We start from the raw sequence: 23,363 nt of genomic DNA, 5'->3' as shown, positions 1-23,363 counted from the left end.
ACGTGACCGCACAGGTCGAGCGTGCCGAGGTCCCGCCGCCCGTCGCCGACGTGTCCGTCTTCGAGGCGATGGAGTCGGAGGTCAGGGCGTACTGCCGAACGTTCCCCGTGGTGTTCACCCGCGCGCGTGGCGCCGAGCTGTACGCGGAGGACGGCCGGCTGTTCATCGACTTCTTCTGCGGTGCGGGGAGCCTGAACTACGGCCACAACAACCCCCACATCAAGCGCAAGGTGGCCGGCTACCTCGCCGCCGACGGCATCAGCCACGGCCTGGACATGTACACCGCCGCGAAGCGGGAGTTCCTCACCGCGCTGCGGGAGGTCGTACTCGTCCCGCGCGACCTCGGCTACAAGGTACAGTTCTGCGGCCCGACCGGTACCGACGCCGTGGAGGCCGCGCTCAAGCTGGCCCGCAAGGCGACCGGCAGGCGGGGGATCGTCTCGTTCGCGGGCGCGTACCACGGCATGTCCCTCGGCTCGCTCGCCGTCACGGGCAGCAGGAAGGCGCGGGCCGCGGGCGGCGGGGTGGCCGGCGTGACGTTCGTGCCCTACGAGGACGGTCCACACGGGCCGTTCGACTCGATCGGCTACCTGGAACGGATGTTCACCGACCAGTCGTCCGGGATGGACCTCCCGGCGGCGGTGATCGTCGAACCGTTGCAGATGGAGGGCGGCGTCTACCCGGCGTCCCGCGAGTGGCTGCGGGCGCTGCGGGAGCTGACCCACCGCCACAGCGTGCTGCTGATCTGCGACGAGATCCAGGCCGGCTGCGGGCGGGCGGGCACGTTCTTCGCCTTCGAGCACGCCGGTGTCGTGCCGGACATAGTGACGATGTCGAAGTCCTTGTCCGGCTACGGGTTCCCGCTGGCGATCACGCTGTTCCACCCGGAGCTCGACGTGTGGTCGCCCGGCGAGCACGCCGGCACCTTCCGCGGCAACCAACTCGCCTTCGTCGCCGGTACCGCGGCGCTGGAGCTGTGGCAGCGCACCGAGTTCCACACCGCGCTCGCGGCCGAGAGCCAGCGGCTCGACCGCTTCGCCGACGAGATCCGCCTCCTCGACCCGGCGATCACGGTCCGCGGCAGGGGGATGGTCCTCGGCGTCGACGTCGGCGCGGCGGGCGGTGGACCGCGGGCGAACCGCGTCCAGCGGCACTGCTTCGACAACGGCCTGATCGTCGAACTGTGCGGCCGCGACGACGAGGTGGTCAAGGTCCTGCCACCGCTGACGATCGACCCGGCCCGGCACGAGCGCGGGCTGGACGTACTGCGCCGGGCGCTCGTCGCCACGGGCTAGGAGGTTTCGGTGCGACACCTGCTCTCGATCAGTGATCTCGACGACAACGACCTGCGGCACGTGGTCCAGCGCGGCGCGCAGTTCTCCGCCGGGTCGGCGGGCTCGGCCGCCCCGCTGCGGGGCAGGGTCGTCGGCATCTACTTCAGGAAGACCTCGACCCGGACGCGGACGGCGTTCTCGACGGGCGCGCTGCGGCTCGGCGCGCAGATCGTCAGCTACGGCCCCAACGACCTGCAGGAGAACACCGGCGAGGCGGTGGAGGACACCGCGGCAGTGCTGTCCGGGATGCTGGACGGCCTGGTCGCGCGCACCGCGGGCAGCCAGGCCGAGCTGGCCGCGTTCGCCGCGCAGAAGCGGATGGCGGTGGTGAACGCGATGAGCGCGGACGAGCACCCGACACAGGCGCTCACCGACCTCACGACGATGACCAGGCGGTTCGGGGACGTCAGTGGGCTGCGGGTGCTGTACGTCGGGGAGGGCAACAACACGGCGTCGGCGCTGGCGCTCGCGCTGTCCCGGTTCCCCGGCGCCGAGCTGCACCTGCGGACGCCGCCGGGGTACGGCATCGACGCCAGGTTCCTGCACGCCGCCGCGATCGCGGCGAAACGCAGCGGTGCCAAGGTGGTAGAACGGCACGACATGACCGACCTGCCCACGTTCGACGTCCTCTACACGACCCGCTGGCAGACCACGGGGACGACGAAGCCGGATCCGGACTGGCGGGCGGTCTTCGCACCGTTCCAAGTGGACGGTGAGCTGCTCGCGACCAGTCCTGGTGCGGTGTTCATGCACGACCTTCCCGCGCACCGGGGCGAGGAGGTCACCGCGGAGGTGCTCGACGGCGTGGCGAGCATCGCCTTCGACCAGGCGGAGGACAAGTTCCACAGCGCCCGCGCGGTGCTCGAGTGGTGCGTGGGCTGAGGTGTCGTGGAGCGAGCCGTGGTACACGGTGTGCACACGTCGCCACCGGCGGCGAAGATCACCGTCGTAGGCGTGCCACACGCCGCCGCCTCGGCGGCGGTCTTCCGGATCGTCGCGGAACAGAAGGTGGAGCCCGGCCTGATGAGCCAGCACCCGGCCGACGGCGCGACGATCGCCATCACCGTGCCCAGGTCTTCGGGCCCGCCCGTGCTGACCGCCCTCCGCGCCGTCCGCACGAGGATCGGCTTCCAGCGGGTCGACCTCGAGGACGACGTCGTCGTGCTCACGCTGACCGGCGCGGGCCTGCGCACCGATCCCACCGTGCCGGCGACCTTCTGTGAGGTGCTGGCGCGCGGGGGAGTGCGACTGGGACTGGTGACCATCGAGAACGGCCGGATCTCGGTGGTCTGTGGCTCGTTCGAGGTCGAGGTCGCCGTGCGGACGTTGTGCGAGGCGTTCGAGGTGGGAGCTGACCACGCCATCCGAGGGCGGGCCGGTCTCGTTCGTTGACATCCGCTGCACCAGGTCGACCTGGGCGCGCCCCTCAAGTCCAGGAGCGAGAAGCACCTGCGGCTGGTCACCTCCCGAGCCGGCGGACGTGGCAGTGGACAGCTGAGTCCGAGGTCGCACCCGGCGACGTGCATGGGGCGACGTGCATGGGGTGGGGGTCATGACGGACCGGCAGGCGTCGCGATGGGACGCGTACTTTCGGCTTAAGACCGTGTCTCACGTGGCAGCTTTGCGGAGTTTTCTTGTATTAGGTGAGGGCAGCAGCGAGGGTGAGGAAGGCCAGAAAGTGGCTGGCTTTCCGGCTGGACGCCGTCAGCGTCAGGGGCCGCGGCGCGGCTGAACTAAAAGGAAGGAGCCGCGCCGCGCGTATCAGCCGCGTAGTGGGTCCCACGATGGGGTGAATCCGACGCTCGTTCGACATCCCGGAGTAGCACCGGCTACACCAGTCACGTACGCGGAATGACCACTTCAGCGGAGATGCATGTCCTGGCTCAGGAGCTGCGGAAGTGTTGGTTGGCGCCGCCGTGGCAGCGGTATTGGATGGTCGGCGTGCTGTCGGCGCTACTTGCACCTCTCACATCGAGGCACTTGCCGGCGAAGGTCCGAATCTCCACCTCGCCGTAGCCGACGCCGCGAACACGGAAGTGTTGGTTGGCGCCGCCGTGGCAGCGGTACTGGATGATCGGCGTGCTGTCAGCGCTACTTGCACCCCACACGTCGAGACATTTCTCGGCGAAGGTCAGGATGCTTACTGTCGGTGCTGGTGAGGTGGCCGGCAATGGGGACACGTCAGCGCCAGTCTGGGCTGTCGCAGTGCCCGCCACGCACAAGGTGGCCAGTACCCCTGCGGCGCCGAACGCTGCCGCACGCAGCATCGAATGGATCTTGCGAGCCATCGAACAACCTCCCGTTTCTGATGCCCTGCCTCGAGTGACAGGGCATCACAAACGCTGACCCAGCCCGGCTGGGGCCGCACCCGGAATCACTCCAACAGGTGTCACACGAAAGTTCGGGTCCGTCGGGGTTGTCCGACTATGCCGTGTCGCCGTTGGGGATGCGCGGTGCGGTGCTGGGGCAGTTGTTGGCTGGTGAGGTGCGGGTCGCGGTGTTGTGCCGCACCTCGACCGAGGATTTGCAGGATCCACGGCAGTCGGTGTTGCGGCAGGTCCACAACGTCAAGGACGTGTTGCCGAAGGCGTGGATGATCGTCGCGTACTTCTACGACGTCGAGTCCGGCCGCATGGAACTGGACCAGCGGGGTCGCAAGACCGGCTACGGGCGGTTCAACATCCCCCTTCCGCGTGACGGTGGGATCGGTGACCTGCTGGCTGAGGCTGGGCAGCGGAAGCGGCGGTTCGACGTGGTGATCTGCGAGAGCATTTCCATTGTCGCCCGCCGCGCCTTCGAGGGGCTGTCGATCGAGCGGGATCTGGAACGGGCGGATGTGCCGTTGTTCGCCGCGAATGAGCCGATCACCCTGGACGGGTCGCAGGCGCAGAGGATCCTGCTGCGGGGGATCAACCGGTCGGTGGCCGAGTATGAGGCGGTCAACACCGGTGAGCAGTCCTGGGGCGGGCTGTGCGCGCACACCCGGGACGGGTTCAACATCGGCAAACCCCCACACGGCTACAAGGCGAAGGTGTACCGGCACCCGAACTCGGTGAAGGCCGACAAGGGCCACACCAAGTCCCGGCTGGAGCCGGACGGGGCGCGTGGGGAGACGGTTACGCAGATCGCGTTGTGGCGTTACCACGAGAACCTCGGCTACGGCACCATCGCCGACCGTCTCAACGCCGACCTCACCAAGTACCCGCCGCCGGTGCCGCCCGGCGAGACGCGGGCGCGGGGTGCGTGGAGCAAGACCAGCGTGTACGAGATCCTGAAGAACCCGAAGTACACCGGCTACATGGTCTACAACAAACGCGCCACCCGCTCCCGGGGCGGGAAGGTCAACGACCCGATGCTGTGGGTGTGGTCCGCCGAACCGGTACACGAGCCGCTGATCCCGAAGTGGATGTACGACGAACTCGCCGCCCGCCGCCAAGCCAAGCGTGGTTCCCGTGACGGGAACGCCCCGAACACCCATCCCAAGACCCGCCGCTCCTACGTGCTGCGGGGGATGGTGTTCCACTCGTGTGACCGGCGGATGTATGGCAACCACCGCCACGGCTCCCAGTACTACATGTGCAACCCCGCCTCCAACAACCGGGGGAGGCCGAACAAGCACGTCGGGCACGAGAAAGCCGCCTACATCCGAGAGGACGAGATCCTCGGCGTTCTACCTCGACCGAGTGTGCAGCCCGCACCGGCGAGAGCTGTTCGCGGCCGGTCTCGCCAGTACCGATGACCGCGAGACGAGACAGCGAGAGGCCGAACGAGAGCGGCTCCAACGCACTCTCGCTGACCTCTCTCGCAGACAGAACAACGACATGCGGCAAGCCCAGGACAGTGCCCCCGACGACCCCTTCAGCCAGGGGTTGCGAGAGACCTATAACACCCTGGAAACCGAACGCCGGACCACTCTCGCCGCCATAGACGACCTGGACGCCGCCGAGCGGGCCGAACCCACCCGGCCCGCCGCCGAGGACGTCGACCTGTTGAATGCGCTGCCTTACCTGACGCTCAACCTTGCCCAGGCGCCCCAGCAGCTCCTCCGGGGTCTGTTCGAGATCACCAGCCTCACCATCCGCTTGCACGCGGACAGTGACGACGCAACGATCACCATCAGGCTTCCAGCAACGGAGCTACCCGTCATCGCCGAAGCCGCAGAAAGGATCACGAACACCATGAACACCGCACAAGAGACGCCTGCTCAGCCAGCGGGTACTTCTTGTGCGGATGCTGTACGTGCCCCCGGTGCGATTCGAACGCACACTGGACGGGTTTTGAATCCGATCAGGAACATGGCCCTAACCAGCACAAACGCATCTGCGCGCGTCTGCGGGGGTGGGCATGGGGTGCGGGGCGCGCGTTCAGTTGCCTTCTGGCGACACGCTGATGTCGGTAGTCGTACCACACCAGCATCCTGTCAATAAGCGCTCTACGCCTGTCTCAGCGCTCTGTTCCCGTGATCGGGGAGCGCTTCCCATCAAATGGCCGCCCGCTGCATGGCCTCCTTGTGTCGTGGAACGGTGACGGCAGGCGACCTGAAGCTCAGACGTCTTCTGCTGGCGTTTCGGCGTGGTGTCTGAGGGGGCGTGTCTTGGTGGTCGACTCAGTCTCGCCGCCGATTGGCGGTCCCTCTGGCCATAGGGTCGATAGTTCATCTGGAGTCAGCGGCGATCGGTATGCCGTGCCGATAACCATCCGTGCGGTTTCTTTCGGTCCCCTGTCGGCGAGTCTGACGAACCAGTCGATTCCAGCTGGGTAGGCCCACAGATAGGTTCGCAGTAGTGGGTTCACCCCGCGGTCCGCAAGCATGTCCCCGATGGCGTCCTCGGTCCAGAACGGTGCATGCATCTTCGCGATGGCTACACAGTCGGGGACGCTGGCACCATCGTTGATCGCGAGGTGAAGCTTGGCGCGAACGAGTTCGATGTAGTGGGTGAGCCGTACGCGTGCGATCAGTGGTCGGTCGTTGGGGCAAACGAATAACGGGAGTGCTTGAGCTAAGCCTTCCAGTAACACCTGCTGTTGGGCGTGTACGGAAGTGATTCTAACCCAGGGTACATCCTCTTGTTGGCAGCTTTGTGCGTAACTCGCGCATTGCAGGCCGTGGCCGAGAATCTCGTGAAGCGCAAATTGACGCGCCTGAACATCCGTGAAGCTCGCGCGCCGGGAATTGATTCGCATCCGAACATTTGCACCCGCACCGTCAAGCCAATAGGCCCAGTAGGCGTCAAGGTCAACGTGCTCGATCGAGAGATTGAAGGGTGCGTCCGAGTCCGCAAGATGGCGGACGTCCAACTCTAGTTCACGAGCGTATTTTTGGATGACGTCGGCTGCGTCGACTGCGTCCACCTGTACCTCGGTGGCCTTCAATTCATCCAGGGTAGTGGGTCCCCAAGGCACGTCCAGTTCTGCCAAGTGCTGAATGGCAGTGTCGCGAACGGAAGCGATATAGGGCTCAGGCCAGCCATGTGCGTCACAGCCTTGTGTGGCTTTGATATATGCCCGGACTGGCGTCCTTATACCAAGCAATGCGTCAAGATAGGTAATTGCGGCTGACGCACGGTGAGCCAGATGTTGCGTTGAGTTGTCAACGGTTGCTGCGGTGAACAGTTCTGCAAGCCGGGAACGTACCGCCAGGCGATTCGGCGCAGCTGCTATCTCCTTGTCAGGCGGGGAACAGTCGAAGTCGACAATGGGCGGTGCGCCACGATCAATCTCGTGGCGGTTCCACGAGCGGAGCGTGATTTCGATGTCGTTCCGAAGGCTCACGCGGGTTCCCACCTTAGAGTCGCATACTGATTCGGCTGAAGATAGTCGCGGGTGAAGGTTATGAGCACGTCATCGCCATCGTAATCCCAAACGACGGACTTCTGTGCGAGGCTCTCAGTGCCGTCGGTTAGCTCTTCGGTTGCCGTTATTCCTGCAAGCTCACCGAGGTCATGATGTCGTACCCGCAACGTGTACTGCCGGGTATGTCGAGCGAACGCCTGTCGCCAGTAGAAGTCTCTCTGGAACTCTGCGCCGGAGCATACATAGCCGAAGGTGGCTGACTCGCCTGGGGCAATAGCGGGCGAAAGTTGACAAGCGAACTTCGCGACATTGTCAGCTGTGTGAAGGCGTTGAATAGCGTTCTTCGTTGGTCCCTCGCGCAACGCCACGAGTTCCAGTCGTCCACGGCTGTGCTGGAACCATAGATCGCGTGGAGCGCGATTCACTGGTTGATCTGTGAGGTTTAGGAGGTGATAGCGATACGTTACCGAGCAAAGACCGTCCTGTTCAATACGTAGATCAATCGCTAAGCTGAGGTCAACAAGATTGCCGGCGAGTGCGGCTAGTTCCCGAAGTTCATCCGGTGGGATGCGATAAATATGGCCGATATCGGCTAACTTATGGGCCATAAGTTCGGAGAGTGACATGTCGCTGAGGTCCACAGATGCTCGTGTGGCCATCGGTCGTCCCGGGCCAGGTGAGAAACTGGTCCACGAGCTACTTGCCGCAGCGGGGTTGGCGAGGCCGTCTTGGATACTCCGCGTGAGCCCTTCAGTGAACGTGTCCTCCGAGTCGGGCGCATTTTGGGGACATCCAGGCCCGCAGGGTTCAAAGAGTTGCTCTGCTGTCCAGTCCTGAAACATCTGCTCCAGGACTCGACAGTGATCGGGATAGGGCAGCTTCTTGATATCGCCTCGCATCCAGCGATGAAGCTGCGCTCGGCTCGGATAGGTACCGACAAGCGTCGGATCGACCACCTTCGCTGCCTTGTCGTATTCGCGGCAGAAGGTTCGGTAGACGGTCCATCGACGAGCACGCAGCGCGTCCTTAAGCCTGACGTGCTGATCTGACATCTATACCTCCCCATGCCCTGCCAGCCCGCGAGAAACGTAGCACGCATGCGAGACACAGATGAGACATCGCGCGACAGAGAAGCCGCGGATGCAACCTTCGTGGTAGCGCGAAGCAACCCTCGTGAGCTGCATCTTTGTGGCAGCACCGGAAGCCCGGCAGGCCCCAACGACACGGTCACCGTGAGCGGGGCGACGAACAGCCGATGGAGGAAGCTATGGCGAAGCAGACGTTCCCCCAGCTCAAGCAGGGTGGCGGCATATTGCGAAAGGTCATCGGCAGTGCCCTGCTCGTTGCTGTACTGGTGCTCGTGGTGCGGTACCCCGCTGACGCAGCCAGCGGAGTGAAGGCAGCCTGGGCCGCAGCGGGCAGCTTGGTGGATGGCCTCGTGACGTTCCTTAGGAGCGTCGGAAGCTAGTCCACGAGGTTGGCGAGAGCGCCAGCGACTCGAGCCTCCAGTGCGTCGAGATTGTCACGGGCGTCTCGAAGTTCTGCTTGGACCTCGCGGAGTTCCTCGCGAGCAGCAGCAATGCGGTCCGAGGCTGGTTCAGGCCTCGTCTGGGGACGCACCCGGCTACCACTCTTGTCCACGATCTCTACCAGGCCTTCTGCGGCAAGCAGACGCATAGCCTCGCCCACGGTATTCGGAGCCGCACCGATCTCGTCGGCAAGCTTCCGGTAGCCCGGAAGCCGGCTGCCTACCGTGTATGTGTCGTCTGCGATCCGCTTGCGTAGTTCGGCCGCGACCTGGTTGCGGTCAAGCCTCATGCATGGCCTCCGTCATTGCCCGGCTCAGGCAAGTCTAGCGCTGTCTTAAGGCAGGGATTGACAGAAGCTATCTGCCTTATCTACTGTCGCACTCACTGCAACTGCCTTAAGTCAGATGATCGGAGCGACGCGGTGTCTACACAGATCAGACGGATCGCTGACCGGGAGGTCCGCGAGGCGTGCTTGTGCAGCCTTGACCCGGACGTTTCCGCTGTTCAGCGGGACGAAGACGTGGCGTCGGAGATGGCCGAGGTTGATCGGTTGATCGAGGCTGTGGAGCGGGAGTTGGTGGAGACCGAGCGGTCGGTGTTGGTGCGGTTGACGCATGACTTCACTGATCAGCGGCGTGCGTTTCGGTCGGCGCGTCGGGCGGGTCGTGGGGTGTTGCGGTCGTTGCCGCGGGTGGTGCCGGCTGAGGCGCTGCTGCGGGCAGCTGTGGGTGGTGAGGTGGCGTGATCCGGCGTCGGCAGCCCCGGCGGCTGGCCAGCGGGTCGGTGTGGGACCGCTTGGACCTGGGTGACACCGCCGTGACCAGGTGGATGCGGGACGCGCTGTGTGCTCAGACGGACCCGGACGCGTTCTTCCCGGTCAAGGGTGAGCCGACCGGGCCAGCTAAGCGGGTGTGCCAGGCCTGCCCGGTGGCGGCCGAGTGCCTGGCCTACGCGCTGGCCCACGGTGAGCGGTTCGGGGTGTGGGGCGCCACGAGCGACCGGCAGCGCACCGCACTGCGTCGCCAGCCGGCAGGGCAGGTGGCGTGATGACCGGCGGCGGGTTCGCGTTGTGGGCCAGCTGTATCGCGGTGTTGGGCACGTTGTTGGGCGGTCTGCTGACCGGTGTGGTGCAGGCCCGGCTGGGGCGTACCGCGCGGCGAGAGACCCGCGCTGCTGACCGGCGCGCGGAGGCACTGGCCGCGGTGACTGCGCTGCTGGCCGCGGTAGCCGACCATCGCCGGACCATGTGGACGCTGGAAGACCTGCGACTGTCCGGCGCCGACGACGACACGGTGTTTGCGGCGCGTGAGGCGACGCACATCACCCGATCGGCTATCACGGCACCGCTGGCCACGGTCTGCATCCTGCTCCCGGAGCTGGGCGATTCGGCTGAGGCTGCGGTGCAGGCCACCTACGCCCTGCGCGGCGTCACCGACCAGGACGCCCTCGAACACCTGCGGTTCGCCGCGGTCGTTGCGGAGAAGCAACTGCGGCAGGCCGGGTCCCACGTGTTCGCCGCCGACTGCCGGGGCGGTGGGTGATGGGCCGCCGTCAGTATCCGTGGGTGTTCGCGACCGTGCCGTGGTCGGACTGGACGGAACCCACCCGTGGCACATACCAGGGTCTGCCGTTGCTGTCCTGGGGCCTGGCGCCGAAGGACAAGCTCGCGACCCGCGGGCAGCTGCGGGAGATGGGGCTGCGCCCCAACGGCCAGGAACCGGTGGCCTACCTGTACTTCCGGTACCGCCCGGCCCACCGGCAGGTGTTCGCCGAACTGTTCCTGATCTCCGGTGCGGCACCGAAACGCACGGCGACACCGGCCCAACAGACCGCGCTCGCGAAAGCCAACCTGGCCCGCCGGATCTGCTCGGAGTGCGGCCGGGACGCCTTCTACGTCACGCCCCGCGAGTGGGGCCGCCGGTGCGAAGCCTGTTGGGCCACCTGCCCGGACAACCCCGTCAACCAACTCGAAGCCACCGGCCACCAGGCCGCGTGAAGCAACAACACCGAGAAATACTCCTGAAAGGACAGTCATGGGCAGCCTCATGACCGACAACATCACCACCACCGGCGACCTGACCCGCCTGGCGGCGCACGTCATCGACGCGCTGTCCGGCTATGACCACCTGCCCGCGCTGGGGTCCATCGGCGTGTCCCAGTGGGGGCGGGTCTACCTCAGCCCGCGCTACGACTTCCACAAGAACGCGGAAGTGCGGCAGGTGTGCCTGTGGGCGGACGCGTTCGGTGTGCCGGTGGTGATCGACCTGTCCAGCTCCGGCGAGATCGCCGCGGTGCTGGACCTGAACGGTGTCGAGGCCCGGCTGGACAAGTACATCACCCACCGGCAGGCCTACGAGTACGGCGCCGCGCTCGGCATCCCGGTCTCGCCGGGCGGACAGGTCCAGGTCGAGGCTGCGGCGCTGCTCGCTGTGCTGGACCAGCAGTACGGGGTGGCGGTATGACCGCCCGATTCCTGAGCACCCCCGGCCCGGTGGTGACGCCTGGCAGCAACTCCCACCGGGTCGGGGTTCCCAACCACCACCACAACAGCGGAAGTGGAGAGACCCTCATGGTAGACACCCGCCCCTCAACCGGGCGCCGGCTCGCCGACACCACGGAGCTGGTGGCTCTGGTGGCTCTGCTCGATGAGGCCCGTGCGGAGAACACCGCGTTGCGGGAGCAGTTGGCCGCGGAGCAGGACGCCGCGAACGACGCGATCACCGAGTTGATTGGTCAGCTGGACGAGGCCCGCGCCGACCGGGATGTGCCGCCGCAGCGGGTGGACGGCTCAGCAGCGGCGCTGCTGGCGGAGCGGGGTGCGTGATGGGACGCAACCCGAAGGTGGCCCACGCGCGTGCCCAGGGTGTCCGTAACCGGCGGCGGGCGTTGTGTGGCGTGTCGGGTACGGGGCTGAGGTTCCGGTCGGGTGACGGGGTGACCTGCACGCTGTGCCTGATCGTCGCGGCGCGGGTCGGTGACCGGTGATGGCCCCCGCGACATCCACGCTGGTCGCGATCACCGCTTTGGCGTCGACTCGTCCGGGTGCGGGTGCGCCTGCTCGGTTGGTGGCCGATTGGTACGAGCGGAAGGCCACGGTGTTGCACCGTATCGCCGATGAGAGCGCACCGTCCGAACGCGACACCTACCAGGGGTGGGCCGATCAGGCGCACGCCCACGCGGCCCGGCTCTCGACCGGTGGTGGTTCCCAGTGACCGCCCCACGAAACGCTCACCTCGCCGCTGGCGTGGTGGTGGACCTGCACCGCGCCGAGTACACCGAACTCAAGGACGAGCAGCGCACCCGGATGACCATCCGCGACAACCTGGGGTACGCGACGTGGGCGGGAATCGGTCTGGTCCTCGCTGCGGGCCGGTTCACCGGGCCGGCCGCGTCGCCGGTGTTGTGGTTGGCGTTGCCGGTCGTGGTGGTGGTGTTGGGCTGGACCCGTATCCAGAACGACCTGAAGATCACCCGCATCGGCCAGTACATCCGCGAAGACCTCGCACCCCGGGTGAGCGCGGTGGTGGGTGCACCGGTGTGGGGGTGGGAGACCGCGCACAACGCGCCCGACACCCGCCGGCAGTTGCGTATGTGGTGTCAACTGATCGCCGATCTGGCCCTCTACACCTTCGTGCCGACCGCCGCGCTGGCCGCGTACTGGACGAGCGCGGACTCGGTAGGACTGTGGGTCGCGGTGTCGGTGTTCGAGGCTACCGCCGTGGCGGGTCTCGCCGCGGTGATCTGTCTGCACTCCGGTGTGCGGCTGGGTGGTGGCGGCTGTGGCTGACCACACGAGTATCGAGTGGACCGACGCGACGTGGAACCCGGTCACCGGCTGCACCGAGGTCTCGCCGGGTTGTGACCACTGCTACGCCCGCACGTTCGCCGAACGGTTCCGCGGTGTGCCGGGGCATCACTTCGAGCGCGGGTTCGACGTGCAGCTACGCCCGGAACGGCTGGACCAGCCGCTGCGGTGGCGTCGACCACGCAAGGTCTTCGTCAACTCCATGTCGGACTTGTTCCACAAGGATGTGCCGGACGAGTTCATCGCGCGCGTGTTCGCGGTGATGGCGTCGACACCGCAGCACACCTACCAGATTCTGACCAAGCGGCATGGTCGGATGCGCAGCGTGTTGCGCAGCCAGTGCCGCTGCGATCGGAACCACCGACACGAACCCGGGCGGCACTTCCGCGCTTGGGTGTCCTCCCAGGCGCATGCCATGGGGCTGGACTGCCGGGCGGTGGAAGACGGTCCATGGCCGTTGCCGAACGTGTGGCTCGGTGTGTCCTGTGAGGACCAGAAGCGAGCTGATGTGCGGGTGCCCGCTCTGGTGGAGACACCGGCGGCGGTGCGGTTCGTGTCCTGCGAACCCCTGCTTGGTCCGATCGATCTGACGCCGTGGCTGGTGTGTGAGCACCATCCCGCGCTGTCTGCCACCACGGTGCCGGCCGTGTGGGAGTGCGACTACTGCGGACTCGTGCGCCGGGTGGTCGACGACCCGGACGGCCCGGTCCGCCAGTGGTCCCTGGGACGGCAGCCGCGCAGGGTGCGGTACGACCAGGTAGCGCCCGGTCGGCTGTTGGACTGGGTGATCGCCGGTGGCGAGTCCGGGCACGGCGCGCGGCCGATGCACCCGGAGTGGGTGCGGGACCTGCGTGACCAGTGCGCCGCGGCGCGGGTGGCGTTCCTGTTCAAGCAGTGGGGCCAGTGGCGCCCGGCCAGCACCGCCGACCGACCGTCCCGGCCGGTCGCCTACCGCGAACTGGACCCTGGCGGGTGCCCGATGGTGCGGGTTGGCAAAGGCGCCGCTGGTCGTGTCCTGGACGGGCAGACCTGGACCCAGTTCCCCGACCAACCCGAGACGACCGAGACGACCGAGGTGACCCGATGACCTACTACTGGTGGTCGAGACCGTCCGCGTGGACCCCGGAAGAGGACAACGGTGAGCTGCACGTCACCGGCACCCATGACGTCGACACCGCCCGGCAGCACGCCGCCACGTTCCTGGCCCGCAACCTGGACCTGACGAGCGCCCAGACCACCGCGATGCTCACCGGCTCCCCGCGCCGGTGGTGGGCGCTGCCGAGCTGGCCGGACGGGCCGGACGGCCCTGACGGTGACGTGTGGTTCTCCTCCGTCCCCGACGGGACACCGGGGGCGGTACCGGCGCTCACCTGGATCCCGGGCGCACCGGAGGTGGGGGCGTGAGTGCGTGGGAGGTGCTGGCGCGGTTCGGCACGGTCAAGCTGCTCGGGTTCGTGGTGGCGTTGCTGGTGTTCGTGGCGCTGCACCTGACCCGTATGCCGCTGCTGTTGCTGGCCCGGTTGTTGGAGGCGGCGATGTCGCGTGTGGACCACGCGATCACCGCGGCAGTGAGTGACAACGGAGCGTCTGGGGTTCGGTCTGGCACCGCGGGTGCTGGTGGGGAGGGCATGCGATGAGCTACACCACAAGCAACACCACGAGCAAGAACGGCAAGACGGCCGGGAAGACCGTGCGGACGCATTATGTGCGGACCGAGGATGGGTTCCGGGTGTTGGTGCCTGGCGAGCCGACCCGCACCGACCGGGTGATCTCGTGGGTCGGGTGGCACCTGCCGGAACTGGGTGGGGTGTTGGTGCCTGCCGGGTTCGCGGTCGCGGTGTCGCCGTGGTTCGGGCTGCTGTCCGGCCTGGTGGGTGTGGGCTGGCTCGTCCACGCGGTGCGGGACGCGCAGCAGCAGGCCGCGGTCAAGACCGGGCCGGCGCTGCCTGCCGGCACCGGCCCGGAGTCACCAGCGGCCCGTTCGGAGACGGGGTCGGAGACGGGGTCGGGGTCGGGGGAGGTGGCGGGATGAGTGCGGTGACGTATCAGCCGGTTGCGCAGGCGCCGGATCCGGTGCATCTGGTCGCGTTGTCCGGTATTCACACGCTGGTCGGCAAGATCCGGTATGCGTGTGAGCACAACCAGCCCAACCCCACCCCGGAGGTGGTGCGGGTTTGGCTGGCGCGGTACCACGTGACCCCGCACGAGGCGGTGGTGGCCACGGTGGTCGACGGGTGGCGTGCGGAGCGCGACCTGTCACCGGCACCGACCGAGCAGGCACGGGACGGGCACATGGCCCCGTCAACCCCGGTGTCGGGGCGGCGGGGTGCGCCGGTGGGTGTGAAGGGCTTCTATGTCGCGGCGTTCCTGTCGATGCTGGTGTCGATCGACACGAGTTGGCGGTTCTTCGGCGATGTCCTGCACATCACCGACACCGTCGAGTTGCTGGGGCTGCCGGTCCAGTTGGAGCGGATCGTGATGTTCGCTGTGCTGGAGGTTGCTCTGGTGGCGTGTGGGTATGGCATGCGCGCCAACGTGATTCGAGACGGCCGGCCCGGGGCGCCGCGGTTGATCGCGTGGTTGTTGTGCGGGCTGGCCGGCTACATGGCCTGGCAGCTGTCCGGGTTCGCGGACGGGCTCGCGCGGGTGGCGTTGGGTCCGATGTTGGGTCTGGTCATGCTGGACCGCGCGTTGGGGATCGAGAAGCGGGCAGGGCTGCACCGGACCGGTACGTGGGCGCGGGTCGGGCGAGAAATGCGGGAACGACTGCTGTCCCGCGTCGGGTTGGCCGACGACACCCGCGATGCCCTGGCCCGCACCCGGGATCGTGCGGTGGCGCGTGCGGCCCGGCTGGCGTTGGCGGGCCGGTGGACCCTGTTCCGGCAGGCCCGGTTGGCGCGGGCACTGCGCGCGGGGAACGTCTCCCACGACGTGGCGGCGCGGGCACGGCTGCTGGCCGACCTCGCGACCGCCCGGCACGCCAGCGAACTGGGGGAACTGGCCTTGCCCTCACCTTGGCACACCACCGGCGCACACCCGAGGGTGGACCCGTCGCACACGGCCGCAGACGACGCGTCGGTTCCGCCGGCGGGCACGACGCGTCCCACCTCGTCTGCCGGACCCGCCCCGGCGCGGACCCGCCCCCGGACATCGACGACCCGCGAGCCGCGGACCCCGGCAGCGAGCAAAGGCAAGGGCGGCCGGCCGACGCGGGAGGAGTACCTGGCGCGGGCACGGGCGGCGCTGGCCGACAGCGGGCCGGTGACGGTGACCGCGCGATGGGTGCAGGCCGCGGTCCCCGGGATCTCCCGCTCCATGTCGTATGTGATCGCGGACGCCCTGTCCGCCGACCCGTCCAGCACCACCACTGACACGTCCACGGACCGTGCCGTTGGTGGGTCCACGAACCGTGTCCCTGGACCGGGAGCGGACGGTCCCGCGGACGAGTCCGTGGATGAGTCGGGGGACGTCTCGGTGGACACCGACCGGTCCCTGTCCCTGAACGGAGGTGCGCGATGAACGACCAGCAACCCACACCGCCCGTGGACGACGCCGCCGTGGACGGTCCCGCGGTAGGTGATGGTGAGGGTCGGGAGGTGACCCGACGCGAACCGAGCAGCCTCGAACCGGCTGCGGTGTGGGATGCCGAGTTGGTGTCCGATGAGGAGTACCGGTCGGTGCAGCGACGGAAGGCGCTGGAGCGTTACCGCGGTTATCGCCGTGACGTGGTGGTCGCGGCGACCGCGGCCCGGAGGGCGGTCACCCACCCGCGGACGAAGACGACCACAAAGTTCGTGGCCCGTAACACCCTCTACGTGCTGCAAGGCGCGGGTGTGGTGGGGCGGCGGGTGTGGGAGACCAAGACGAACTCCCGCTACGAGCGGCAACTGCGCAGCGCGGAGGCCGCGGGGAACCAGGAGTTGTTGCAGGAATGGGAATCCCGAGCCGAACAGGCCCGCCAACGCCGGCATGACCGGCGGATGGACTGGTTGCAGGCGCCGGGGGACCTCGCGAAAGCCATCGGGATCTTCGGGATCACGGTGTTCGGGATCCTGCTCACGCTGGGTGTGCTGCTGGCGATAGCGTCCCAGGACGCATCCCGGATCCTCGGCCCGATCCAGGCCACCCTGGATTTGATCGAGTGGACCGCGTGGGCGCTCACGATCGCGTGGGGACCGTTCGTGCTGGCCGCGCCGTGGATCCTGGTGCTGGTGTTGTGGCACATCGGCCGCACCAAGGCCACCACCCCGGCATGGGTCGCGGCGTCCACCACGACACAGGACGAGATGTCCACGCTGGTCACCGCGGACGGCATCGTGCGTGCGTTGCGGCACCTGAACATCCCGGCCCTGAACAAGGCGTTCAAGGACGGCTGGATGCCGCGGTTCGAGCTGACCCCGACGCGGGAGGGAACGGGGGCGTTCAAGGGCTACCGCGCGATCTTCGACCTGCCGGACGGGGTGACGCCGTCCATGGTCGCGGACAAGCGTGAGGTGCTCGCGGTGAATCTGCGGCGCATCACCATGGAGGTCTGGCCGTCCGATTACGGGCAGGAGAAGGGTGGCCGGGCCGGGTGCGTGAACCTGTATGTCGCCGACGCTGGGATCATGAACAAGCCCACCCCGGAGTATCCGCTGCTGCATGACGGTACGGCGGACGTGTTCGAGGGCGTGCCGATCGGCATCACCCAGCGCGGTGACGTGGTGTTGATGCCGATCAACGGCAGCAACACCGGGTTCGGTGGGCGGCCCGGACAGGGCAAGTCCAACGCGGTGCGGGTGGTGTTCGCCGGTGCGGCGCTGGACCCGCTCGCGGAGCTGCGGGTGCATGTTTTCGCAGGTAACGGCGATTTCGACGCCTACGAACGGCGCCTGTCCCGCTACCACAAGGGCGCGGACCCCGTACACGCCGCACTCGCCACCGAGCACCTCCACGACCTGCTCGCCGAAGTCGAGCGGCGGGAGACCCGGCTCGCGGAGTTGGGGGCGAAGAAGCTCACCCGCCAGATCGCCCAGCAGCACCCGGACATGCGGCCCCTGGTGGTGGGGTTCTCCGAGTGTCACGAGCTGTTCGGCGACGAGGAGAACGGCAAAACCGCCGCTGACCTGGCTATACGGGTGGTGAAGCGGGGCCGGAAGACCGGTGTGTTCACCGTGTGGGACACCCAGTCCGCCCGTGCCGACGCCATCCCCTCCTCGCTGGTGGAGAACATCGGCGTGAACTGCTGCTTCTCCGTGAAGACCTGGCAGTCCAACGACGGGTTCCTCGGTGCCGGGTCGTTCGCGGCGGGGATCCGGGCCACCGAACTGCGGTTCAACGTGGACCGGGGCACCATGGTCACCACCGGCCTGACCGAAGAGCTGTACGAGATCGTGCGCACGTTCTTCATCGAGGTCAACGACGACACCGGCTACGACGCCGCCACCGAGATCATCGACCGCGCCATGGACCTGCTCGACCCCGCCACCCCGCTCGCCGGCAGGCGACCGGTCCTGGCCATCGAAACCAGCCGTGACCTGCTCGAAGACCTCGACGACGTCCTGGACAACGACCCGGTGCCGGCCGGGGAGGTCATCGGCGCGCTGCGCACCCTCGCCCCCAACTGGCGGCCCTACCGCGACCTCACCGTCCCGAAGCTGGTCGCCGAACTCTCCGCCCGCGGCGTCAAGGTCCCGACCAGCAAGAACAAATACCCCATCGACCCGGTCACTGTCCGTGTCGCTTTGGCGCGGCAGGCGACCGCCGACCTGGACGACGATCAGGCGTGACATCAGCGGGCCGGGTTAGCTCGCCGCGACCATCGCCCTGCCCGCCAAAACCGGGTGCTGACGCACCCACGCCACGGCGATCTAACCCGCTCACCCGCTAACCCACAGCACAGTCTCCGCAGGTAGACGCTGGAGTCACGGGATCTAACCCAGCGGGTTAGAAATCTAACCCGCTCCCGGTCTCCTAACCCACGCGCTAACCCCGATCTCACCCACCCCGGCGGCACCGCATCCCGGTGCACGCCCGACCTTCCACACCCACCGACCGTCACACACAGTGACGAATTGGAGGATTGATGAAGATCCGGTTGATGGGCACCCGCGCCGACATCAACACCGTGTTGCCGGTGTTGACCGCGGTGCTCACCGTGCAGGAGGTCAGCGACTTCCACCCCAACCGCGGCACATCGGTGCTCGGCAGGGTTTACCTCGACGTCGCTGGCCCCGCCCCCAACGTCGTGCGGGTCGAGGCGGTCCGCACCGACCACGCACACCCGACGCGTGAGGCGATCGACCCGACCCGGCGCGGTGAGGCCCGATGACGCCGCGGCGGACGCCCGAACCACGTAACCACGCGGCTGGCGTGCCGGTGCGGGCGGTGAGCGTGGCCCGGCCCTGGGCCGGGCTGATCCTGCACCGCGGCAAGGATGTGGAGAACCGCACCTGGTCCACCCGCTACCGCGGGCTGCTGGTCATCCACGCCAGCCAGTCCTGGGACCAGTGGCCCGACGACATCGCACGGCAGTTCGCCCTACCAGCCGACAAGGGCGGGCACCCGACCGGCTACCTCGGTGTAGCCGAACTGGTCGACGTGCACCGGCACACCGATGACCGGCAATGCTCGCCGTGGGCCGAACCCAGCACCTGGCACTGGTGTCTCACCAACCCACGCCCGTTCCCGCACCCGATCCCCGGTCCCGGACGGTTGGGCCTGTACACCCCGCCACCGGCAGTGGTCACCGCCGCACGGGCGGCCTGCTCGGGTGGTGGTGTGTGATGGCGACACCCGTGCAGTTCCTGTTGGGCACCCACCAGCCCGGGTGGCTCAGGACCGCGGGGGTGCCGTTGTTCGTGTCGGACACCCGGCTCCGCGGCTACAAGACCCTCCCGCGTGCGGTGTCGCCGTTCGCCGTCGACTCCGGCGGGTTCACCGAGTTGCAACGCTGTGGCGAGTGGACGGTCAGCCCGCGCGATTATGTGGCGCGGTTGCGTCGGTATCGGGATGAGGTCGGCCAACTGTTGTGGGCGGCGCCGCAGGACTGGATGTGCGAACCGGTGATCATCAACGGCGGCATCGTGAACGGGCAACGGTTCGTCGGCACCCACCTCACGGTCGAGGAGCACCAACGCCGCACCGTGCTCAACTATCTGCGACTCCGCGAGTTGGCCCCGGAGTTGAACATCATCCCGGTGGTGCAGGGCGACGGGCCGGACGCGCATCGGCGGTGTGTGGACCTGTACTGGACGCTCGGACGTGTCGACCTCACCGAGCAGCCCTTGGTGGGTGTGGGCAGTGTGTGCCGGCTGCAAGCCAGTTCCATGGCTGGACGGATCCTCGCCGCGCTGCACCAGCGGGGCGTGACCCGCCTGCACGGGTTCGGATTCAAGACCCTCGGACTCATCGCTCACGGCCACCGACTCACCTCAGCGGACAGCCTCGCGTGGTCGATCGACGCGCGTCGGATCGGCACACCGTTGCCGGGCTGCACCCGACACCGCAACTGCGCGAACTGCCTGCGGTACGCGCTGCGCTGGCGCAACTCGGTGCTCGCCGCCGCGCACGCCCGCCGCCACATCCAGGGGGAGCTGTTCGATGCCTGACCCGATGTCTGACGGCCGCATGAACCGCCCCACCCCTGACCGATCCGATGTGGAGAGAACTCTCATGGTAGACAGCAAGACCGACGGTGCGCGGTTGGCGGACAGTCTGGTCGACCTCGCGCGGCTGGCGCTCGCGTTCGGGCGGGTGGACCGCACGGCGGTGTACCACCCCGACCAGACCACCCCCGAGTCCGACACCGACCACACCGTGATGCTGGGCTGGGCAGCGTGCGCGCTCGCCGCCACCTGGTTCCCCCAGCTCGATGTCGGGCTGGTGGCGCAGTTCGCGCTCGTGCACGACGCCCCCGAGGTCTACGCCGGGGACACCCCCACCCTGCGGATCACCGACGCCGAACGCGCCGCCAAAGCCCGGCGGGAAGCCGCGGCGGTCGACCGGCTCGCCGCCGAGTTCACCCACCAACTGCCCTGGTTCCCGAACACCCTGCGCGTCTACGAGCAGCAACAGCTGCCGGAGGCCCGGTTCGTCCGCGGGGTCGACAAGGTGCTGCCCAAGCTGGTGCACCTACTCGACCACTGCACCGGACTGGTGCAACAGCAGATGACCCGCGACGAACTGACCGACGTGTTCGACCGCCAGCGCACCGACATGCACCGCTACGTCGGCGAGTTCACCACCCTGATGGACCTCCGAGACGAACTGGTGCGACGGGTGCTCGACCAGCCCGAACTCACCGGGCCGGACGTGGCCGCGTGACCACCACCCCGAACCACAGCCCCACCGACACCGACGACGACCTGACCCAGTCGGGTAAGTCCGATGACCTACTGCTGCCGGGCCAGCGGGTCACGATCTTCTGGTGGACACCGTTCGACCGCCCCATCGTGCTCACCGCCCTCGCCCTGGCCGCCGGGACGCAGCCCCCACCCGCGGACGACGTCGGCACGTCGGCAACCGAGCAGGCCAGCGGGCGGGAGGTGTCGTCATGAGTCGCGTACTGCCCGATCCCACCGTTCTGGACTCGGTCCGTGCCTGGCTACTCGCACAGGCGCGTGCCTGGCGAGCTGAGCATGCCCCGGACATGGCGGCCGTGTCCTGCTGGCGCGCCCGGTTCCTGGCCACCATCGCCGCTGCCGGACCGGTACCAGCGCTGGGTTCGCCGGCCTGGGTGGCGCTGCCTGACACCGACCCGCGCAAGACCGCCGCCGCGGTCGGCCCGGCCGTGGCGTACCTGATCGACAACACCCAAGCCGTGATCGAGTCGCGGTTGCGGGGTGAACTGGCCGCGATCGACCACGCCGTGGTCGCCCGGATCCGGACCGCGTCGTGGGACCTGTCCGGCGCGCAGGACTGGCGCCACGCCGCCCACTGCCCCAGCCACGCCGACCTGGTCCGCCGCCGTTCTCAGGCCGTGTGCGTGCGCTGCGGGGCCGAACACGGGTTCACCGACACCCACTGCCCCGGCTGCGGCCGGGGTGGGACACCTGAACAGATCCGCGCAGAGGCCACCGCTTCCTGGACCACCCCCACCGTTCCACACAGGAGGGTCGCATGACCGCCCCACCCGCCACCACCAGACCCGACAACCCGGACAGCGGTCCTGCTCGGTTCGCGCCTGTGCTTGAACCCGTGCTTGAACCTGTGTTGGAGTTGGGGGGCACCAGGACCAGTCACCGCTGGCGCGAGATGCCCGGCAACTGGGACCGGCTCAACACCCGCGCCCTCTACCCGTCGGACAACGTGTGGGGCATCCCCACCTTGCCGGCCGCGTCGTTGGTGCCTGCTCGGTTGGTGGCCTACAACTCCCGCACCGAGTGCGCCGCCGTGGCGCGTCAGTCCACACCGGACGGCACACCGGCCGATCCGGTGGCGGCGGTGCATTTCTTCCTGGACGACTACCGGTTCGAGACCGTCTGGAGCAAGCCCGAACGGGGCCTGTCCCGCTGCCGGTCGGTCGGTGCCGCGCTCACTCCGGACTTCTCGCTGTGGACGGACATGCCGCTGGTGATGCAGATGTGGCAGACCTACCGGTCCCGCTGGTGCGGCGCCTGGCTACTCACCCACGGCGTGCAGGTGGTGCCCACCATCTCCTGGTCCACTGAACAGTCCTACGCGTTCGCGTTCGCCGGGATCACTCGCGGTTCCGTGGTCGCGGTGTCCACAGTGGGCACCCAACGCGACCCCGATGCGCGGGTGTTGTTCACGGCCGGGTTCGGCGAGATGGTCCGCCGGATACGGCCAGCCACGGTGCTGGTGTACGGCACACCCCCAACCGAGCAGGTCACCGCCGGGCTGCCGGAGGGCACCGAGGTGCGCTGCTACCCGTCCCGCTGGGACACCCGCAAACCCACGCGCCACACGAACACCGGTGGGGGTGGTCGGTGATGGGAGGCCGTGGAAGCAAGTCCCCCGGGCAGGCACGCGCCAGACTGCTGGCGCCAGTGCCGGAGGAACCGCTACTGCCGCCGGACGCCACCTTCCGCCCAGACGAGGACCCGGCCGAAGCACCGGCGCCGGAACCCGGTCAGGACGACCTCGCACCAGTCGACCCGCCAACCGAGCAGGCACCCGCGCCGGAGCCTGAGGAGGAACGGCCGGAGGAGACGGAGCCGAAGCCGCCGGTGTCCGGGTGGCCCTCGGACAAGCCGTTGCTGCCCAACGAGTGGGGCACGTTCCCCGGCCCGGACACGCCGATCGCGTACCACGACGACGGCGAGATCGGCAGTGCGCTGAAGGCCATGCCGTCGCGGGAGGCGCGGATGGACGTGGACGGGGAACCACTGGCCAACGTGCTGGGCAAGCTCGCCACCGACGTGCGGATGGGCCGCAAGACCCCGCAGGAGGGGGTGGACGCCTACAAGGAACTGCGGGACCGGCTGCCCGAACGCAGCCAGGCCCGGTTCCGGCTGGACATGGCTCTGCAACGGATCGACGCCCCGCCCGCACCCCCACCCGAGTTGCCGAAGGACACCCCGGCGCCACTGCGGCGACTGGCTGCGGACCTCAACGAGGTGCCGCTCGCACGGGCCGACCCGAAGGAACTCACCAAGATCCGCGCACTCGCCGACGACCTCGCTGCCGGCAAGCCCGTACGACTCAGGCAAGAAGTGGAGTGGCTACGCAACACCCGCCACGAGTCCCAGGGCGACGCCGGCAAGTTCCAGATCGACGACGCCGTCCAACGCGCCGTCCAGGCCCTGGAAGACATGGGCCGATCAAAGCCCACCTGACCGCACCCTGCTCGGTTCGCGACCCGCTACCGCCGGGGCGCGGGTGAGACTCCCGCGCCCCAACCCAAAGGCCCTGGTCCCCACCCGTGCCCGCACAACGAAAGGCCCGAAAGTGGACACCACC

Annotated in this window: 32 protein-coding genes; 28 read left to right on the top strand and 4 right to left on the bottom strand. The window is 68.0% G+C overall.

Annotated features, from left to right (window positions below; translation table 11 throughout):
- Positions 1–2 precede the first annotated feature (2 nt).
- The 3 genes from ectB to VET29_RS23120 are packed head-to-tail and all read left to right on the top strand — an operon-like array spanning position 3 to position 2,726.
- The gene (gene ectB / locus VET29_RS23130; RefSeq protein ID WP_324923900.1) at positions 3–1,295 is read left to right on the top strand and encodes a diaminobutyrate--2-oxoglutarate transaminase; all 1,293 of its coding nucleotides are present in this window, start codon (positions 3–5) and stop codon (positions 1,293–1,295) included.
- Positions 1,296–1,304: 9 nt separating this feature from the next.
- Entirely contained in the window at positions 1,305–2,216 is a 912-nt protein-coding gene (locus tag VET29_RS23125) for an ornithine carbamoyltransferase (RefSeq protein ID WP_324923898.1), read from the top strand.
- 6 nt (positions 2,217–2,222) lie between these two features.
- A complete protein-coding gene (locus VET29_RS23120) occupies positions 2,223–2,726 on the top strand; it encodes a hypothetical protein (RefSeq protein ID WP_324923896.1) in 504 nt (167 codons plus the stop codon).
- A 491-nt stretch (positions 2,727–3,217) separates the two neighbouring features.
- On the opposite strand, the gene VET29_RS23115 is transcribed toward VET29_RS23120, so the two are convergent.
- Positions 3,218–3,622: an RICIN domain-containing protein gene (locus VET29_RS23115; RefSeq protein WP_324923894.1), complete on the bottom strand. Its 405-nt coding sequence runs from the start codon at positions 3,620–3,622 to the stop codon at positions 3,218–3,220.
- A gap of 128 nt (positions 3,623–3,750) precedes the next feature.
- Here VET29_RS23115 and VET29_RS23110 point away from each other — a divergent pair, with 128 nt between their 5' ends.
- Positions 3,751–5,073: a recombinase family protein gene (locus VET29_RS23110; protein WP_324923892.1), complete on the top strand. Its 1,323-nt coding sequence runs from the start codon at positions 3,751–3,753 to the stop codon at positions 5,071–5,073.
- A gap of 82 nt (positions 5,074–5,155) precedes the next feature.
- Complete coding sequence (locus VET29_RS23105; protein ID WP_324923890.1) at positions 5,156–5,761, top strand: hypothetical protein; 606 nt, start codon at positions 5,156–5,158, stop codon at positions 5,759–5,761.
- Positions 5,762–5,879: 118 nt separating this feature from the next.
- Here the strand turns inward: VET29_RS23105 and VET29_RS23100 are convergent, their stop codons facing one another.
- The gene (locus VET29_RS23100; RefSeq protein ID WP_324923888.1) at positions 5,880–7,106 is read right to left on the bottom strand and encodes a hypothetical protein; all 1,227 of its coding nucleotides are present in this window, start codon (positions 7,104–7,106) and stop codon (positions 5,880–5,882) included.
- On the bottom strand, positions 7,103–8,179 hold the full coding sequence (locus VET29_RS23095) for a hypothetical protein (protein WP_324923886.1): 1,077 nt from the start codon (positions 8,177–8,179) through the stop codon (positions 7,103–7,105). Before VET29_RS23095 ends, VET29_RS23100 begins: the two co-directional genes overlap by 4 nt.
- 215 nt (positions 8,180–8,394) lie before the next feature.
- Here VET29_RS23095 and VET29_RS23090 point away from each other — a divergent pair, with 215 nt between their 5' ends.
- Entirely contained in the window at positions 8,395–8,595 is a 201-nt protein-coding gene (locus VET29_RS23090; RefSeq protein ID WP_324923884.1) for a hypothetical protein, read from the top strand.
- Here VET29_RS23090 and VET29_RS23085 read toward each other — a convergent pair.
- On the bottom strand, positions 8,592–8,945 hold the full coding sequence (locus VET29_RS23085; protein ID WP_324923882.1) for a winged helix-turn-helix domain-containing protein: 354 nt from the start codon (positions 8,943–8,945) through the stop codon (positions 8,592–8,594). The genes VET29_RS23090 and VET29_RS23085 overlap by 4 nt on opposite strands.
- 132 nt (positions 8,946–9,077) lie before the next feature.
- On the opposite strand from VET29_RS23085, the gene VET29_RS23080 reads away from it, so the two are divergent.
- The 22 genes from VET29_RS23080 (at position 9,078) to VET29_RS22975 (ending at position 23,239) form a co-directional block, all read left to right on the top strand.
- Positions 9,078–9,401: a hypothetical protein gene (locus VET29_RS23080; RefSeq protein WP_324923880.1), complete on the top strand. Its 324-nt coding sequence runs from the start codon at positions 9,078–9,080 to the stop codon at positions 9,399–9,401.
- Positions 9,398–9,703, top strand: coding sequence for a WhiB family transcriptional regulator (locus VET29_RS23075; protein ID WP_414636576.1), 306 nt, complete (start codon positions 9,398–9,400; stop codon positions 9,701–9,703). The genes VET29_RS23080 and VET29_RS23075 overlap by 4 nt, the downstream gene beginning before the upstream one ends.
- The gene (locus VET29_RS23070) at positions 9,703–10,197 is read left to right on the top strand and encodes a protein kilB (protein WP_324923878.1); all 495 of its coding nucleotides are present in this window, start codon (positions 9,703–9,705) and stop codon (positions 10,195–10,197) included. Before VET29_RS23075 ends, VET29_RS23070 begins: the two co-directional genes overlap by 1 nt.
- A gap of 23 nt (positions 10,198–10,220) precedes the next feature.
- Complete coding sequence (locus tag VET29_RS23065; RefSeq protein WP_324923876.1) at positions 10,221–10,652, top strand: RRQRL motif-containing zinc-binding protein; 432 nt, start codon at positions 10,221–10,223, stop codon at positions 10,650–10,652.
- A 37-nt stretch (positions 10,653–10,689) separates the two neighbouring features.
- Positions 10,690–11,118, top strand: a complete 429-nt coding sequence (locus VET29_RS23060; RefSeq protein ID WP_324923874.1) for a hypothetical protein — start codon at positions 10,690–10,692, stop codon at positions 11,116–11,118.
- On the top strand, positions 11,115–11,480 hold the full coding sequence (locus tag VET29_RS23055) for a hypothetical protein (protein ID WP_324923872.1): 366 nt from the start codon (positions 11,115–11,117) through the stop codon (positions 11,478–11,480). Before VET29_RS23060 ends, VET29_RS23055 begins: the two co-directional genes overlap by 4 nt.
- On the top strand, positions 11,480–11,641 hold the full coding sequence (locus VET29_RS23050; RefSeq protein ID WP_324923870.1) for a hypothetical protein: 162 nt from the start codon (positions 11,480–11,482) through the stop codon (positions 11,639–11,641). The genes VET29_RS23055 and VET29_RS23050 overlap by 1 nt, the downstream gene beginning before the upstream one ends.
- Positions 11,642–11,864: 223 nt before the next feature.
- The gene (locus VET29_RS23045; protein ID WP_324923868.1) at positions 11,865–12,443 is read left to right on the top strand and encodes a hypothetical protein; all 579 of its coding nucleotides are present in this window, start codon (positions 11,865–11,867) and stop codon (positions 12,441–12,443) included.
- Positions 12,436–13,548: a phage Gp37/Gp68 family protein gene (locus VET29_RS23040; RefSeq protein ID WP_324923866.1), complete on the top strand. Its 1,113-nt coding sequence runs from the start codon at positions 12,436–12,438 to the stop codon at positions 13,546–13,548. Before VET29_RS23045 ends, VET29_RS23040 begins: the two co-directional genes overlap by 8 nt.
- Positions 13,545–13,865: a hypothetical protein gene (locus tag VET29_RS23035; protein ID WP_324923864.1), complete on the top strand. Its 321-nt coding sequence runs from the start codon at positions 13,545–13,547 to the stop codon at positions 13,863–13,865. The genes VET29_RS23040 and VET29_RS23035 overlap by 4 nt, the downstream gene beginning before the upstream one ends.
- Positions 13,862–14,098 carry a hypothetical protein gene (locus VET29_RS23030; protein WP_324923863.1) on the top strand — a complete coding sequence of 79 codons (237 nt, stop codon included), beginning with the start codon at positions 13,862–13,864 and terminating at the stop codon, positions 14,096–14,098. The genes VET29_RS23035 and VET29_RS23030 overlap by 4 nt, the downstream gene beginning before the upstream one ends.
- Positions 14,095–14,493, top strand: coding sequence for a hypothetical protein (locus tag VET29_RS23025; protein WP_324923861.1), 399 nt, complete (start codon positions 14,095–14,097; stop codon positions 14,491–14,493). The genes VET29_RS23030 and VET29_RS23025 overlap by 4 nt, the downstream gene beginning before the upstream one ends.
- Positions 14,490–15,980 carry a hypothetical protein gene (locus tag VET29_RS23020; protein ID WP_324923859.1) on the top strand — a complete coding sequence of 497 codons (1,491 nt, stop codon included), beginning with the start codon at positions 14,490–14,492 and terminating at the stop codon, positions 15,978–15,980. Before VET29_RS23025 ends, VET29_RS23020 begins: the two co-directional genes overlap by 4 nt.
- On the top strand, positions 15,977–18,229 hold the full coding sequence (locus VET29_RS23015) for a MotA/TolQ/ExbB proton channel family protein (RefSeq protein WP_324923857.1): 2,253 nt from the start codon (positions 15,977–15,979) through the stop codon (positions 18,227–18,229). The genes VET29_RS23020 and VET29_RS23015 overlap by 4 nt, the downstream gene beginning before the upstream one ends.
- A 296-nt stretch (positions 18,230–18,525) precedes the next feature.
- Entirely contained in the window at positions 18,526–18,771 is a 246-nt protein-coding gene (locus tag VET29_RS23010; protein ID WP_324923855.1) for a DUF1942 domain-containing protein, read from the top strand.
- Entirely contained in the window at positions 18,768–19,226 is a 459-nt protein-coding gene (locus VET29_RS23005) for a hypothetical protein (protein WP_324923853.1), read from the top strand. Before VET29_RS23010 ends, VET29_RS23005 begins: the two co-directional genes overlap by 4 nt.
- Positions 19,226–20,050: a DUF7221 family queuine tRNA-ribosyltransferase-like protein gene (locus VET29_RS23000; protein ID WP_324923851.1), complete on the top strand. Its 825-nt coding sequence runs from the start codon at positions 19,226–19,228 to the stop codon at positions 20,048–20,050. The genes VET29_RS23005 and VET29_RS23000 overlap by 1 nt, the downstream gene beginning before the upstream one ends.
- Positions 20,051–20,114: 64 nt before the next feature.
- Complete coding sequence (locus VET29_RS22995; RefSeq protein WP_324923849.1) at positions 20,115–20,765, top strand: HD domain-containing protein; 651 nt, start codon at positions 20,115–20,117, stop codon at positions 20,763–20,765.
- Positions 20,762–20,998 (top strand): hypothetical protein, encoded by a 237-nt coding sequence (locus VET29_RS22990; RefSeq protein ID WP_324923847.1) that lies wholly within the window; start codon positions 20,762–20,764, stop codon positions 20,996–20,998. The genes VET29_RS22995 and VET29_RS22990 overlap by 4 nt, the downstream gene beginning before the upstream one ends.
- A complete protein-coding gene (locus VET29_RS22985; protein WP_324923845.1) occupies positions 20,995–21,564 on the top strand; it encodes a hypothetical protein in 570 nt (189 codons plus the stop codon). Before VET29_RS22990 ends, VET29_RS22985 begins: the two co-directional genes overlap by 4 nt.
- A gap of 74 nt (positions 21,565–21,638) precedes the next feature.
- Positions 21,639–22,394: a DUF4417 domain-containing protein gene (locus VET29_RS22980; RefSeq protein ID WP_324923843.1), complete on the top strand. Its 756-nt coding sequence runs from the start codon at positions 21,639–21,641 to the stop codon at positions 22,392–22,394.
- On the top strand, positions 22,394–23,239 hold the full coding sequence (locus VET29_RS22975) for a hypothetical protein (RefSeq protein WP_324923841.1): 846 nt from the start codon (positions 22,394–22,396) through the stop codon (positions 23,237–23,239). The genes VET29_RS22980 and VET29_RS22975 overlap by 1 nt, the downstream gene beginning before the upstream one ends.
- Positions 23,240–23,363 lie beyond the last annotated feature (124 nt).

Origin of the sequence: Actinophytocola sp. (assembly GCF_035634895.1) — a bacterium.
Classification (GTDB): Bacteria; Actinomycetota; Actinomycetes; order Mycobacteriales; family Pseudonocardiaceae; genus Actinophytocola.
This window is presented reverse-complemented; position numbering and strand designations above follow the sequence as displayed.